Annotated in this window: 13 protein-coding genes; 1 reads left to right on the top strand and 12 read right to left on the bottom strand. The window is 37.4% G+C overall.

Translation table 11 applies throughout. From position 1 onward, the window contains the following. The first annotated feature begins 286 nt into the window (after nucleotides 1–286). Entirely contained in the window at nucleotides 287–1,198 is a 912-nt protein-coding gene (locus B1NLA3E_RS05515) for a LysR family transcriptional regulator (RefSeq protein WP_041580326.1), read from the top strand. 155 nt (nucleotides 1,199–1,353) lie between these two features. On the opposite strand, the gene B1NLA3E_RS05510 is transcribed toward B1NLA3E_RS05515, so the two are convergent. From B1NLA3E_RS05510 to sstT, 12 genes are all read right to left on the bottom strand, one after another. Continuing rightward, nucleotides 1,354–2,574, bottom strand: coding sequence for an MFS transporter (locus B1NLA3E_RS05510; protein WP_041580325.1), 1,221 nt, complete (start codon nucleotides 2,572–2,574; stop codon nucleotides 1,354–1,356). Nucleotides 2,575–2,945: 371 nt separating this feature from the next. Next, the gene (locus B1NLA3E_RS05505; protein WP_015592850.1) at nucleotides 2,946–4,160 is read right to left on the bottom strand and encodes an MFS transporter; all 1,215 of its coding nucleotides are present in this window, start codon (nucleotides 4,158–4,160) and stop codon (nucleotides 2,946–2,948) included. Nucleotides 4,161–4,537: 377 nt separating this feature from the next. Further along, a complete protein-coding gene (locus B1NLA3E_RS05500; protein WP_015592849.1) occupies nucleotides 4,538–5,416 on the bottom strand; it encodes a shikimate dehydrogenase in 879 nt (292 codons plus the stop codon). Nucleotides 5,417–5,736: 320 nt separating this feature from the next. Next, the gene (gene aroD, locus B1NLA3E_RS05495; protein WP_015592848.1) at nucleotides 5,737–6,537 is read right to left on the bottom strand and encodes a type I 3-dehydroquinate dehydratase; all 801 of its coding nucleotides are present in this window, start codon (nucleotides 6,535–6,537) and stop codon (nucleotides 5,737–5,739) included. A gap of 282 nt (nucleotides 6,538–6,819) precedes the next feature. Further along, nucleotides 6,820–7,368: a shikimate kinase gene (locus B1NLA3E_RS05490; protein ID WP_187292180.1), complete on the bottom strand. Its 549-nt coding sequence runs from the start codon at nucleotides 7,366–7,368 to the stop codon at nucleotides 6,820–6,822. A 277-nt stretch (nucleotides 7,369–7,645) separates the two neighbouring features. After that, nucleotides 7,646–8,692: a DUF3231 family protein gene (locus B1NLA3E_RS05485; RefSeq protein WP_015592846.1), complete on the bottom strand. Its 1,047-nt coding sequence runs from the start codon at nucleotides 8,690–8,692 to the stop codon at nucleotides 7,646–7,648. Between the two features lie 213 nt (nucleotides 8,693–8,905). Beyond that, the gene (locus B1NLA3E_RS05480) at nucleotides 8,906–9,301 is read right to left on the bottom strand and encodes a VOC family protein (RefSeq protein ID WP_015592845.1); all 396 of its coding nucleotides are present in this window, start codon (nucleotides 9,299–9,301) and stop codon (nucleotides 8,906–8,908) included. Nucleotides 9,302–9,575: 274 nt separating this feature from the next. After that, nucleotides 9,576–10,439: a DegV family protein gene (locus B1NLA3E_RS05475; protein WP_015592844.1), complete on the bottom strand. Its 864-nt coding sequence runs from the start codon at nucleotides 10,437–10,439 to the stop codon at nucleotides 9,576–9,578. 158 nt (nucleotides 10,440–10,597) lie between these two features. Beyond that, nucleotides 10,598–12,094, bottom strand: a complete 1,497-nt coding sequence (locus tag B1NLA3E_RS25555; RefSeq protein WP_236619610.1) for an MMPL family transporter — start codon at nucleotides 12,092–12,094, stop codon at nucleotides 10,598–10,600. Further along, entirely contained in the window at nucleotides 12,066–13,676 is a 1,611-nt protein-coding gene (locus B1NLA3E_RS25550; protein WP_236619609.1) for an MMPL family transporter, read from the bottom strand. Before B1NLA3E_RS25550 ends, B1NLA3E_RS25555 begins: the two co-directional genes overlap by 29 nt. 28 nt (nucleotides 13,677–13,704) lie before the next feature. Next, nucleotides 13,705–14,208 carry a MarR family winged helix-turn-helix transcriptional regulator gene (locus B1NLA3E_RS05465; RefSeq protein ID WP_015592843.1) on the bottom strand — a complete coding sequence of 168 codons (504 nt, stop codon included), beginning with the start codon at nucleotides 14,206–14,208 and terminating at the stop codon, nucleotides 13,705–13,707. A gap of 233 nt (nucleotides 14,209–14,441) precedes the next feature. Next, the gene (gene sstT, locus B1NLA3E_RS05460; protein ID WP_015592842.1) at nucleotides 14,442–15,680 is read right to left on the bottom strand and encodes a serine/threonine transporter SstT; all 1,239 of its coding nucleotides are present in this window, start codon (nucleotides 15,678–15,680) and stop codon (nucleotides 14,442–14,444) included. Nucleotides 15,681–15,869 lie beyond the last annotated feature (189 nt).

Genomic DNA, 15,869 nt, shown 5'->3' with positions numbered 1-15,869 from the left:
TTATTTTGAATAAAGGTTTGTCAATATTGTGAACTAATTCACAAATAGAAACGTAATTTGTTACCCTTTTCACATATAAATACACGAATAATATTTTCTTTTATAAAGAGACTGAAAATATGAAAATAGTCCATGTTAATCTCTTCACAAAGCTTCTATAGATTTATTATATTTCCTCTGTTATCATAAATCTAATTCATATTTTAAGCTTTATTAATAGAAATTAACTATGCTTTTGCATCCACGAAAATACAGGCCAATCATGAAAAGAAGGGACTTTGAAAAGATGAATTTAAGACAACTTCAATATTTTAGGGTACTTGCCAAAATGGAGCATATTACGCAAGCAGCAGCTTCGCTATCGATTACCCAGCCGAGCTTAAGTCATGCTATTTCTGAAATGGAAAAAGAATTGGGAACCTATTTATTTGAAAAACAAGGTCGGAATATTCGCTTGACCAAATATGGCCGTTTTTATCTCACCTATGTAACTCGAGCATTGGACGAGCTTGAAAAGGGCGAAAAGAAATTACGAGAATTGACAAGTCCGTCGCTCGGCATGATTGATTTAGCCTTTATTTATACATTAGGACCCGGTTTTGTTCCAACCTTGATCCAGTCCTTTTCCGCTCAAGCAGACTTTAAAGATATTTCTTTCTCATTTCATCAAGGGACCACAAAAACCATTATTAAAGACTTAAAAGATGAAAAATTCGATATAGCCTTTTGCTCGTTTGTTGAAAATGAGCCAGACGTCGACTTCGTTCCGCTTGTTGAACAGGAGCTCGTTGTCATTGTCCCACTCAATCATCCACTTGCGGCCAATGAAAGTATTGATTTAAGTGAAACTGCACCATACCCTTTTGTGTTCTTTAATGAAGAAAGTGGTATTCGGCCAATTATTGATAGTCTATTTGCTAAAGTCGGCTTCACACCCAAAATTGCGTGTAAAGTCGAAGAAGATAATGCGATGGCAGGCCTTGTATCAGTTAATTATGGAATTGCTGTTATTCCCCGTATTTCATCGTTGAAATATTTCGATGTTAAGGTTTTACCAATCACAAACCCGGCTCATCAGCGCTTTATTTATATTGCCAGCATCAAGAATCGCTATCTATCCCCCGCCACTTCACAGTTTCGCAATTATGCGATCAACTACGGCAAAGAGGTATACTTACAGATGGGCAAACACGTTTAAGAACAAAAGCAGAAACGCCTTGCCCAGGGGCTTATGACCCTAGGCGCTGAAGCTGGACGAATGGAAAAAATCCGGTGCCTAAGTTGGGCGCCGGATTTTTTCCATTACAACGGTCGAAAACCGCAAATTGATCATTCTTTTCCTTGAATAGCCGATTAAGCCACATCACCAACTGTTACATTTTTGCGATAAAATACCTTAATAAAACGATATTTAACCAATACGGCTAAACAAATGCCAATGAAATTAATAAGGATAGCAAACAAAAAGATTCCTGATACATTCCCATTTTTCAAAATGAAGCCGGTAATTAAAGGGATTATGGTATATGCAATGGATGTTGATGTATAGATGAAACCTGTTATTTGGCCCTTCCTTTCTCCGAAGAATTCACTCATAACGGTAAGTGCTAGTTGCAAAACTCCGGAAATAGAAAAACCAATTGTAAACGAACTAATGATTACACCTATAGGTGACTGAAAAAAGAATAAAGAAATTAAAGCTAATATGGATATAACGGGATAGATAAGTACTACGGTTACAGGCTTTACGATTTTGTGTAAAATCAGTGTTAATGTAAAAACAGAAACTAGTGAACCAATGCTATAGTAGGTAAGCAATTTCAACGAAGCTGCCTCATTCAGGCCGATTACTTGTTGACCAAAGGTTGGCAACCAAAGTTGGACAATATATAATAACGCAGGTCCAGTAAACCCGATTAAAATTAAGCAAAGTCCCTCTAACCAAAATCTTGGTTTGCTCACATATTCTTTACCGTGATCCTGAACATTCTTCTTTTTTATAACTTGGCTAGTAAGACACGGAAACTTCTTTTTAGAAAGATAAAAAATATTAATGAAATAAATAAGGGCTGGTATGAAAAAAGAAACTCCATAAAAAATACCATGGTTCATAAAATAAACGACCATTAGTGGTAATATAATTGCTCCGATTGAAATAAATCCTCTAACTAAGACAGTTGCAGCACCTGCAGACTTTGGAAAAATCTCCATTAAAGCAGGATAGGTTCCTGAATCCATGCATGCATTTGCTACTCCAGCTAATGCGGCGAATATTGCCGCAACTGTTACATTAGGACTAAAAGGAATGCCAACCAAGAAAATGACCATTAAAGCACATGAGGTAATAACAAATGGTTTCCTCCCAAATTTATCTGATAAAACTCCGGAAATGTACAATGTTAATAAACGGCCCATTCCAATGGCTGCGACTAGAAAACTCACACCCGATTTATCTGTATTTAATTGCTCAGTCAAAAAAGACATATGAGAAGCTAAAATTATATTAACCATACCGTAAACAAAATAATTAAGGTACAGACTTGAAACAGTGCCGATATATTTATTTCCCCTCATAGCCACGTTCTCCTTTAAGTCCAATTTAATTACTACCACCATCTTAGGATTAGTTTTACTACAAATCATTCAAATTTATATACAATATTATGTGATAAAAACCACAATACTATATATAACATATCAAGCATTTTATATCATAATCCTTGTTAAAATAATCATCAAAATTACATCTCTGTGAATTTAGCTAGCCCAGACACAGAATAGCAATAAAGTTCTTTTTGAAAATCCAACATTATCATTTTTAGATTCATTTTGTGAATAAGTGAGCAAGGTTATGTAAAAGCTAATGAGGCACTTTTGGTCTGACCCATCTCGTAGACTAAAAGTGCCTCACCTAACCTAATATTCTTAAGTTAATTAGGAAAATATTAAGCGCTCATCTTAACTTGGTTAGTTTCCTTTTTAAAAACTTTACGATATCTCACGTTTACTACAATCGCTAATAATGTCCCTACAAAGGCAATTCCTGCATCAAAAACAATGATGTTTTCAACACTAGTTCTTGAAATGATACCTGTAACAACAGGAATTGTAAAAGATGCTAAACTTGATGCTGTATAAACGATACCCGTAATTTTACCCTTGCTTTGATTAAAGAATTCAGTCATAACAGTTAATGCTAATTGAAGAACTCCACCTGCTGCAGAGAAACCAATAACTGCCGCACCAATCACAACCATTGTTGGTGTTTGGATTTGCCAAATAGCAATCAAAGTAATAAATGAAATTAATGGATAGATGAACACGATTGTCACTGGTTTAACTAGGCTCTTTACAAGATAAGAGGTAAGGAAAACAGATGCTAGTGATCCTAAGCTGTAATAACTAATCAATTTAAGCGCCGTTACTTCGGCCATACCAACTACATCTTGTCCGTAGGTTGGTAACCAAACTTGGATGAGATAGAATGTTGCTGTTGCAGTATAACCAATTAGAATGATGCACAAGCCTTCTATCCAAAATTTTGGTTTGGATGCAAAAATAGTTTCAGTGCTTGCACTGTCCTTACTATTGCCATCTTTTATATGACTTGGGAAAGGCATCTTAGTAAGGAAAATCCCATTTAGGATAAATATAGCCACTGGGATTAAGAACGAAATACCATAATACATATCATGGTTAATGATAAAACCGATAATCATCGGAAGCGCAAATTGTCCTCCTGAAATAAAGGCTTTGATGATGACGTTAGCTGTTCCTGCTGTCTTAGGGAATGACTCCATTAGTGCCGGATATGTTCCTGAATCTAAGAGAGAGTTGGCGATACCAGCCATAATCGCAAAGATGAAGGCCACTTCAACACTAGGGCTGAATAAAATTCCAACAAAGAAAACTGCATATACACCCATACCTATAGCAACAAACGGCTTTCGACCGAATTTATCAGATAATGCACCTGATACAAACAATGCAATTAAGCGGCCGATCCCTAAAGCGGAGATGACGTAAGCTACTCCTGCATTATCTGTGTGTAACTGACCCGTTAAAAATTTCATATTTTGGGCTAAGATAATGGCGCCCATTCCATGTACAAAATAGTTTATATAAAGAACGATTGCCGTTGGTAAGTACCTGTTTTTCATGGTGGTACAACTCCCTTTTCATTTTTTATTAGGATAAAATAGTTATAATTGCAGACTAGCTTTAATCCAGAGGGAAGTATGGCTCCCCTCTAAATCGGGGTGTTGCGAATAAATTACTCTATAATTTCAAATTCCCTCGTGATACTTTTCACAAGAAAATTTTGCAAAAAAACCTTATTGTTTAGGCTGTGTTAAAGCTTAATGTTGATTTTTTGAACAATGTTGATTGGAGTGGAAGGCGCGAAGACTCCTGCGGGAGCAGCGGGACAGGTGAGACCCCGCAGGCGCTTTAGCGCCGAGGAGGCTCACCGCCCGCCCCTAAGGTGCGCGAAGCGCCTGGAACGGAAATCAACATTCTAGTTTAACAGAGCCATTGTTTAAAACATTTGCTCTTTGACATATTCAACTGGCATTTCTTGTCCTGTCCAAATCTCGAACGCTTTAGCTCCCTGCCACAGCATCATACCTAGGCCGTTAAGTGTTTGGCAGCCAACTGTTTCAGCCATTGCTAACAACTTAGTTTTACGTGGGATATACACAACATCTGATACGATTAATTCAGGTCTAAGCCATGATGCGTCTTGAATCAGGCTTTCACCCTCTAAAGGTTTCATGCCAACACCTGTTGCATTCGTTAAGATATCACTGCTGGCAATTTCTGCTTTTAATGTTTCAACGTCTTCAAGGCGATAAACAGTTGCCTTACAATTAATTCCTTTTATTTCTTCATTGATGATCTGGACATTTTTTTCTGCTCTTGCAAAAAATTCATCATCACGGTTAAAGATCGAAATCTCAGCTACGCCGTCTAGTGCAGCTTGGATGGCAATGGCTGTTGCTGCTCCGCCTGCTCCAAGTAAGGTGATTTTCTTCCCTATTACATCAATGCCAGCTTCTTTTAAACCACGCATATACCCAGTACCATCTGTAATGTGACCAATTAACTTGCCGTCTTCGTTTACTACTGTGTTAACTGCGCCTGCAAACTGAGCAGCCGGTGAAAGTTCATCCAGTAGTGGAAGAATTTTTGTTTTGTTTGGCATGGAAACGTTAAATCCTCTTACATTTAGAGCCCGCATTCCCGTTACTACATCGGCAAGTTGCGCATTACCAACCTCGAAAGCCATGTATGCGTAATTTAGACCTAATTTTCTTAGAGACATGTTATGCATTGCCGGTGATAAAGAGTGTCCAATCGGTGTAGCAAGAAGTCCTAGTAATTTTGTTCTTCCATCAATACGTCCAAGATCTGCCATGATAGTTCCTCCTAGTTTTCTTAAGTTAAGCATGTTTTGTGAATGATTTCACATTCATATCCAAAGTGAATTATTTTTCTATCACTCACTATGGGGGGGAATTTAAGTAATTCTGATTGTTGTCGTCTTGACACCTTGAGTATAAGGGATAGAAATCTATAATGTCTAATCGAATAAAACATATTTATTGATAGTTTTTATCTATGGATTATAGAGGATTATATAAGACAACAACCGAGAATTCGACCTTATCATTTCCAGCTATTAAAGAGAGGATAGCCGCTTTTTTAATAGATTCCACTGTCCTCCCTCATCAAAAATTACATACTTTTGTGTAAAATTTCGAGAACCGTTCTTAAATCTGAAACTGGAATTTGACCTGGAGCTGAAGCTGACTTACCTGCTCCAAACGTGAATGCCGAACCAAAAAATTCGCCAGCCAAACGACTAATTACACCAGTACCTGCCATCGACATCGTAATGATTGGGCGATCAGCATATTGTGTTTTCATTGTGTTTGTTGCGTCCATTAATGTAATCACATCTTCTACACTAGTTGGCATTACTGCAATTTTCGGAATATCTGCTCCATACTCTTGCATTTTGCGTAGTCTACTTACAATTTCATCCTTTGCCGGGGTCTTGAAAAAGTCGTGATTTGACATAATGACAAAAACACCGTTTTCTTTAGCAGCCGAAACAAGCGATATAACATTCTTTTCTTCATTAAATAATTCAACATCAACTAGATCAATATTTTTCGTTTGGATTGCTGTTTGATTTAACTCTACATAAAACTGATCGCTTATTTCTTTGTTTCCGCCTTCTTTATGACTTCTGAAAGTAAATAATATGAGTGTTTCAGAAAATACTTCGCGAAGCTTAGTTATCATATTTGTAACGGCTTCTAAGCTTTCAACGTGTTCATAAATATCGACACGCCATTCCACAACGTCGGGCTGAAGAGACTTCACTAATTCTGCCTCTTGGATAATTTCTGCTTCTGATACTCCAACAAGTGGCACGATAATTTTGGGGATTCCTTCGCCAATCGTCATATTTTTTATTGTTAATGTACCCGTCATGATATTCACCCTTTGCGATTTAAATAAAAAAAACATTATTTTGCATCCAATAAAATACTTTGTGAAATATATTACAATCTCATTATGCAATGACTTAATTTCAAAGTCTAATTAATATTTTACGTTAAATTCATAGAAAAAAACTATATATATAAAAAAAGAAATAATCATCCTACCTAATGACTGTAGTGACAATTATTCCTTAAAAAGATAGCGTTTATGGTGATTTTTTTGTTCACATCTTATCCAAAGCTTTTTGAACAATTTTCAATATGTTACGTTTTATGTGCACATATGGTTATAACATATGTATGATGTTTAATTTAACTCCCAGGCCAACTTTAAGGAATCGACTATAAATTGTGCTACTTCTTCAACATCATGGTTATCAGTTTCCACTTTTGAATGGTGTACCGCATAGATTTCTTGTCTTTTATTAAAAAGCTCTTCAATTTCATCAATAGATTTCCCCTGTAATACTGGACGGCTATCAATAATCAAGCTGATCCGGTCCTTCCAACTCTCCCAAGACAAATCCAAAAAGAAAACAATACATTTAGACAAACATACTTTTTTGATTTCTTCTTGTAAAAATGCACCACCACCTAGTGATAGGATTTTCAATTTTTGGTCACACAAACTTGTGATGAGACTCTTTTCTCTTTCCCGAAAAGCCTTTTCACCGATCTTTTCAAAAATTTGTGAAACCGGCATATTATATTCTTTTTGAATTTCTTCATCGATATCGATAAAATCTCGATAAAGTTTTTTGGCTACCAGTTTGCCTATAGTGGTTTTTCCAACCCCCATGAACCCTATAAATACAATACTTCTTTCTCTCAAAGGTACTTCACGATTTACCAAGATCAACCAACCCTCCTAATATAACAACCAATCTACTACTGTTTCTCCTCAAGCAGTTGATTCGCATTAAAATCTTTAACATCCTTCTATTTTCTGCCTTTATTATACATCAGTCTTTTAGTCACTTGTTCAATAATTATGATTTATTTGTCGATTTATTGGAAATATGCAGTTATTTTAGAATATAATCCTCAAATTCACTCAATAAGGAATTTTTGGACCTTATTTTTTTGATTTTCAAAAATAAAAGCACTTAAATTATTTCAAGTGCTTGACGATGCTAGGTTGTGCCTATGTCATTTCGATCCGCTGCTTTTGGTGGTTGTTCAAACCAGCCGTTATCAATCATTAATTGTGCTCCTTCATTAACATATAACCCTACTTCCAATAGAAATTTACCGTACATAGCCCCGATGTCATGTCTTCCGTTAACAGCCATTGAATTTCCATAGGCACTGATCCGTATTGAGAACATGTCTACTTTATGAAACAACATTAATTTATCTGAAAAGGGAGAAAATGTTGAAGTTGTCACGAGTGTATCCAAAAGGGGCGAAGAGGGTAAATCCTCTTTCGTCAGTTTCTGCGAGCAAAGCTCAATGTGGTTGGCAGTCATATCTTTTCCCTTCCATAAATATTTTCGTAACTTTTCCGATTTGGCTACTTGACCAAATCCAATTAATAAAGCCTTGCTAGTGGTATTGTTTTCGATATTATCGTACAAATGGGCAATTTCCAAAGCATGGAGTGATCTCACATTCCCCAAAAATCCGGTTAAATAACTTTGTTTTTTTACAAAATCCACCTTATCCTGGATCGGGATATTCGGTGGTTTTGATAAGAAGCCCTTGGTGATTAATAAATCGTTTATTTGATTTCCCAGTGTTACAGTCGCTTCAATTACATAGGTAAAAAAATCTCTAATATCTACTCTCGCCATTAACGGGACGGCTATTGCATAGAGGCTGAGCCCTGCTTTTCCCGCATATTTTAAATAATGAAGGTAAAATTCATCAGAAAATAACCTCGGAGCATCCAGATTTACATCTCCTTCAGTAAATCCAAATGGAATTGGATGTTGGTCATTAACTAGTATTTCTTCAATTGTTTTTAGAAAATCTTCACTTAAATTGAGCGCGTTTTCTAAAACCTTTTTTATTTCTTCATCATCGACATGCTGAAGAAAATACCTTAAGACGTATTTGGACATACTATTCCCCATGTAAGTAGCCCAAAGTTTACCGATTTCTGCTGAATTTATCACTTCATTTGTATCTGGATGGGTTGTTCTTCTCGTCACTATTTTTTTTGGTCTTATAGTATCCATATGCTAAAATCCCCCTGTGTAGGTTTCATTTAGCTTTTGCCATTTAAGAATCGTTCATTCATAAATACTACAGCCATTAAATAAAACAAGCCACAGACTCTTGTCAAACAAGAGTCTGTGGCTTGTTCTCTATATGAATTGGATTGTAACTTACACCCTTTTTGTGCGTTAAACTTCCGATTGTTCCCTGTAAGAACAGTCCACGTGAATCACCTATTTTGCTTTCACATCTGGTTGATGAATCCCAAATGTATTTCCTTCGGTATCTAAATAGTATCCTTGCCACGCCATTCCAGGCAGGGCATATTTATGCATTGCTACCTTGCCACCATTCTCAATAATTTTAGCTTCAGTGACATCGTAATTTTCCACTCCCATTGTACAGGCAAATGCATTTAAGGCTTGGTTTGTTTCCGGCGGAGCACTTTGACGCTGCATCAATGCACCATTGATTCCAGGTTCATTTTCATTGCCAGTCACTGCGCCAAAGTAAGGCATACCTGCATAATCGCTCCAATCTTGAAATGACCACCCGAATACTTCTCCATAAAACTTTTTGGCCCGTTCCATATCATTCACATGAATTTCGAAATGAATTAGTCTTCCCATAATGACCTCCTAATTTTTCACAAGAATGAACTATTCCCATAATTCATCTAGTGTATTTGCTTCTTTATGAAGTGACATCTTGATAAAAAGCAGACAATTTCCAAAATAAAGAAACACTTGCTGATATCTATCATGAAGAAACTTTTCAACTTGAGCCCTAGTCTTATATATATCCTATTATAGGGATATTTATGGAAACTTATCAATTTTTTAGATGCTGATGATTTTGCATACTTTTATAAGGTCAGGTCATTATCAAATGCCAGGAACGGTTTCAGAACCTTGCCGAAAGTTCTAATCCTGCAATCCCGAAGCCACCAGGTCCAGAGTGAGTAGAAATCATAGCACCTGCTTGAATCCATTTTACATTTTTGAATCCAGTTTCTTTGGCGACTTCATCCATCCGCTGTTTAATCCTTTCATCGAGGCCGATTGAGTAAAGAAAATAAAGATGTTCTCTATCAATGTCGTAATCATTTAAATAATCGCGCATGAGCTTTTCGGCAACTCCGCTCATTTTCCCACGATATTTTTTAGTTGAAACAAGCTTTCCTTCAATTAATTCGATGCATGGCTTTATTTTTAACAAAGCCCCTCCAAGATAGGCAATATTACTTACACGTCCACCCGCTCTTAAAAATTCTAAACTGCCTGGAATGAAAGCTAGCCTTGATTTAGGAACCGTTGACTCTATTTTTTCTACTAAGCGAACTGGTTCAATCGTAGGTTCTTTCTCTAACAAAGTAGCAGCATACATCACAATGGCTGTTAATCCACCTGTAACGTTCAAAGCGTCAATTAGAAAAAGGTCTTCAAAATCTTCTGCTGCGATTATCGCATTTTGAAAGGAAGAAGATGCCTTTGACGTATAACCAATATGTATAATGATGCAATCGGGAAAATCAACTTTTATCTTATTAAAAAACTCATGATATTCATGAGCATTTGTGGACGTTGTAGAGGGTATTTTTTTTGTACGATCATAATAGTCATAAATATCAGTTACCGGTAAAGAGCCATCTAAATAATCCTTTCCATCCATGATGATGTGCATCGGAACTACTTGAACAGCATATTTGTCAGCTAACTCACCTGGTAAATCCGCTCCACTCTCTGTCGATAAAATAATCCTTCTCATTGTACGCCCTCCATTCATATAACTCAGCATTACTGTTCGTGCTTCATTATTATGACCTATCCTTACTATACATTAAAAAGAAAAAAGGTGTCAGGCACCGTCCATTAAAATGGAAAGTACCTAACACCTTTTTCAAGCGTAAAACTTCAGATTGTCACCTATAAGAACCGTCCTGATGAATCCTGTGAATCCTTTCTTGTGAATAGATTCTTAACTGCATCTGGAAGAGCCATCATTGCTGGAACAAAGACAGGAAGTAATACAAAACAAAGGATGACCAGGCCAGTAATAACCGCAACCGCCAGTTCAGATAAAAGCACGATACCAGCAGGCATAAGTGTTGCGAAGGTACCTCCTAGGATGATCACTGCTGAAATAATCACACCACCTATATTCCTTGAAGCCAGCACGATCGCCTCTGTAGCCGACATGTGAGGATATTCCTTAAACCGCATCATTAAGAAAATACTATAGTCCACTCCCAAGGCGACAATGATGATAAAGGAGAAGAATGGCACGAAGGAAGAAATACCTTCCAGCCCCTTCAAATCTAAGAAAATATAATTGATGATGAACATCGCCGCATAGTATGCCCCGACAAGGGATGCCGTGATGAAAACAGGTGTCCAGAAAGATCCTATGACAAAGAACAATACAAGCAAGACACCGATAATGACAATCGCGGTTGTTTTATTCAGATCTCTGGTCAATATATCATTCATATCGTTTGTTGTCGCACTTGGTCCTGATGTCCCACTCTTAGCATTCGAGAGAACGGTACCCTTAAGTCCATTGGAAACCGTTTTATTGATTTTTTCTATCGTCTTTAAAGACTTCTCAGAATAAGGGTCATTATTCAAAACAATCGTCATTTTTGTGATTGTTCTATCCTTGGACATGAACATGTCGAAGGATTTTTTAAAGTCCTTGTTCGTCAACGCTTCCTTTGGCATAAAGAAGGTTTTATTTGAATTAAGTTGAGTTAAGTAACCATTCGTTTGTCCCAGTCCGTCAGAGATTTGCTTTAACCCGGTGTTGACATCTGACAGTTTTTCTCCAAAAACACCGAATCCATTAAGTCCGTCTGCAAGCTGTTGCTGACCCGATTTCATCTTGCCTAGCCCATCATTGACACTGTTCATATTCGTTACGATGGTGCCAATTCCTGAAGAGGCTTGACCGAGACCAGATTCAAGTTTTTTCAATCCATCTGCCATTTGCGCTAAACCGCTGCTCATGGCGGTCAGATTTATATTTGCTGTACCAAAACCAGCCGTTACGGCATTATAATTCGCATTTAATATTTGGATACCTTCAGGTGTAATTTGACTTAATGAATCTGTTAACTGCACGATAGTTTGCTTTAATGCCAAATAATTAGCATCACCCTCTGAATTTGGATAACTGCTGCCTAAGGCTGTTACCATTGATTGCATTTGTGACAGCGCACTTTTCACTCCAAGAAGGGCCTGTGCCGCATCTTGGTAGTGAGTCCCCATCACTAAATACCCAGCCTGCATCTTCCCATAATTTTCAGCTAATAAGCTAACACCACTGCTCATCTTGGAGAGATTCGTTTCAATGGTCGCAATCCCGTTAGTAATCGTTTGTGAATGACTAGACCCATCATCGATACCCGTTTGGATTTGTTTCAATCCATTGGTTAATGGCTACCATACCACCTTGTAGCTTTTCCATTCCATCAACCATTTGGCTGACTTTGGAAAAGTCTGCTGATTGGAGTCCGTCTTGTGCTTGTTTTAAACCATCATGAATTTGATCCACACCATCTTGTGTTTGGGATATCCCATCCGTAACAGACCCCATTTGATTGTCGATGTAAAAACCATCAATTTGCTTACCTTGAGGTTGAGTAACAGAAGAAACCAGCTTAACCCCATAAATATTCTTCAATCTTTCCGTTACATCATCAATGACTGCAAGTGATTGATTATTATCAAGTGCTTTGCTAGTTTCAATCACTACAGTAGCAGGCATTGCCTGGCCTTTGCCGAAATGGTCCGAAACTAAATTAATCGCTTTGGAAGATGGATATTTATTTCCAAGTTCCCCAACAGTATCAAAATTAAGCTTTTCCTGTTGCATAAACACCACTGGACCTATGATCAAAAGGATGATGACCGTAGATATAATCGGATGCTTGACAGCAAAGGAGGAGGTTGTTCCCCAGAACTTATTTTCTTTATAACCTGTTACATTCTTTGAAGGCCAGAAAAGTTTTTTGCCCAACACCTTCATCATAAACGGAGTTAGGGTCAAAATTTCAAGCAATAATATACTTACCCCAATGACAACCACAACACCGGAACGATAAATTGGTGATTCTGCGAAAACGAGAGCAAGGAAAGCAATAAATACAGTCAGTATGCTGTATGCAATGGTTTTACCTGCCGTTTTATAAGTATTTAAAATTGATTCATCTACCGAATGACCATGGGATAGTTCTTCCTTAAATCGATTAAAAAGTAGGATGTTGTAATCAGTACCGATCCCAAAGAGGATAAGGATTAGGAGCATTTGGGTAAGACTGGTTATAGGAAACCCAGCTTTATCAATTAATTGAGCGGCAATTCCCATCGAACAAAGATAAGCAATGGCTACCGTCACCAAGGATATCAAAGGTGTTAAAACTGATCTGAAAGTAAGGATAAGAACGACTAAAATAAATATTACGGTTAAGGCCGCACTCTTTTCGACACCCGCTTGTGTTGCCTTCAAATAATCATTATTGATAAACTCTTCCCCGCTAAGATAGTATTCAGCAGGTACTTTTTTTAGCTTGCTGTCGAACCTTTTCTCGATATCGTCAACTTCTCTTCCTTTTTTATCAAGCTTATAGCTCACCATAAGGGTGGTACCATCTTTCGAAACTAAAGAGCTTTTTGCATCAGGCATACTGAAAGGATCAATGATGCCCGCAATACCAATCTCTTTGCTGCTATCGCTAATTGCTTTTACAGCATCACCGATTTTTACCATATCGTCATCTGAAATCTTGTTTTTATCATAAAAAACGATAAGGCTGTTGATCCCCTTCGTTGTATCCATCTTTTTCAAGATGTTATCTGCAATGGCTGAGGGGCTGTCATTACTCGTTCCTTGCTGTCCTTTAAGCCGTAGTATGGCATTGATATCTGGCTGAATTACGGTTAGCACGATTGTTGCAATCAGCCATATTGATAGGATGGCCCAACGGCCTTTTATAATCTTTCTCACCTTACATCCTCCGTTTTCATATTATCTGTTATTTTTGCTTGTTTGTTTTTTCAGGAAAGTACACAACATCAAAGAAGTCAAAATGGTCCATTCCATCTGTCTCCATTTTTTCCTTAACAGCAGAAACCAACAATTGCATTCCTTGTTCGACAGTCTCCTGTTCGGTAGGGGTTAATAGACTTAAAACACCTACGAATGACTTATTTGCAATTTCTGATATGCTCTCATGTATTCCTTCGGATAATTCGTTAGAAAGTGAAATCTCCACTGAACGCTTATCCTTTGGGTTAGTCGTTTTCACGAGAAGACCTTTCGCAGTAAGTCGTTCAACGATATCTGAAACTGTACTTTGGGTCATTTTTAAGTTTTGAGAGAGCAGTTTGATACTGATTGCCTTATGAGAAAACACTTCCCCAATTACTCTCGCTTGAGGAATTGTAACGCCATGCTCCTCGGAATGTTTCTGAATACTTTTCATCATAAAACGTTGTAAAAATTCAATGGATTCTCGAATTAATTCCGCTTTTTCCATCTTCTTGGTCAACCCCTTTCACAAAACATCGAATACGATACATTCAACACGATACATCGCATACGATCTATATTATGATTTAGGGACGGTTCCACTGATTCTATAAGCCATTTCAAAAACAAGCATTCTAAAAATTCATTAGCAAAAAGGACATAGTCAATTGTGAAAAAAATACAAAAAAAGGTGTCAGACCCACCCAGAAAATTGGATGGTGCCTGACACCTTATTTTGCTTTATGCTGCTTTTTGGATATCTATTTTTTTACCTTTTTTACGCCATTCCTTAAATTCAGCTGCTGCTGTGAAAAGTACGTCTGTGGATGAGTTAAGTGCGGTTTCAAATGAGTCTTGTAAAACGCCTATAATAAAGCCGACACCAACAACCTTCATTGCAACATCATCTGGGATTCCGAATAAACTGCATGCTAGAGGAATCAGTAAAAGAGAACCACCAGCAACCCCTGAAGCACCGCAAGCACAGACAGCTGACAGTACACTGAGGATTATTGCAGTAGGAATATCCACTTGAATGCCTAGTGTATGAACTGCAGCAAGGGTCAAAACAGAAATAGTAACAGCGGCACCAGCCATATTGATGGTTGCGCCTAATGGAATGGATACTGAATAAGCATCCTTATTCAAACCTAGTTTTTCACATAATCTCATATTTACAGGAATGTTGGCTGCAGAACTTCGTGTAAAGAACGCTGTAATACCGCTTTCCCTTATGCATTTAAATACAAGTGGGAATGGATTTTGACGTATAGTTGCGAACACAATAATAGGATTTACTACAAGTGCTACAAAGAACATACATCCAATTAATACTGCAAGTAATTTACCATAACTTAGTAAAGACTCTATTCCATTTGTCGTAATAGATTCAAATACTAGACCCATGATTCCTAAAGGGGCAAATCTGATCACCCATGTAACCATTTTGGATACAGCATCTGAAAAATTCGCAATTAGAGTTTTTGTAGAATCAGCGGCATTTTTTAGAGCAAAACCTAGAAGTACCGCCCAAGCTAAAATACCGATATAGTTAGCATTATAAATAGCTTTAACTGGGTTATCGACAACGTTTAACAGTAATGTTTTGAGTACCTCTACCACACCGCTTGGAGCCGTCACATCACCTGCACCCGTTGCAAGTGTTAAGGTTACAGGAAACATAAAGCTTACAATAACTGCAATTAAGCCAGCTAAAAAGGTGCCTAAAAGATAAAGGCCGATAATCGTTGACATATTCGTTTTCTTACCACTCTTGTGTTGGGCAATGGCCGACATAACCAAGAACAGCACTAATACAGGTGCAATTGCTTTCAAAGCCCCTACAAATAAAGAGCCAAAAATCACAACTGGTTTTGCAGCAGCTGGGATCGTTATAGCCAGGATAATTCCAATAATCAACCCTACAATGATTTGTTTAACCAAACTCACTTGATTCCACTTTTTCATTAGTACTTTCATTGATCGTTCCCCCACTAGTTTTTATCTAACTTTTATTCGATTTGTCCACGTTCCATTTATCTAGACTAGCGATTTTCTCCTTCGAGGCTCCTAAGAGTCTTTCCAAAGGTTCATCCAATAACCATCATGAATTCAATAGGGATTTGGAATTTGTTCGGTTGATGACCATTTTCATCAAATTCCATTCCA

Source organism: Bacillus sp. 1NLA3E (genome assembly GCF_000242895.2).
Lineage (GTDB): Bacteria > Bacillota > Bacilli > Bacillales > Cytobacillaceae > Bacillus_BU.
Note: the sequence above shows the minus strand (reverse complement) of the source record. Positions and strands in the feature narration are given on the sequence as shown.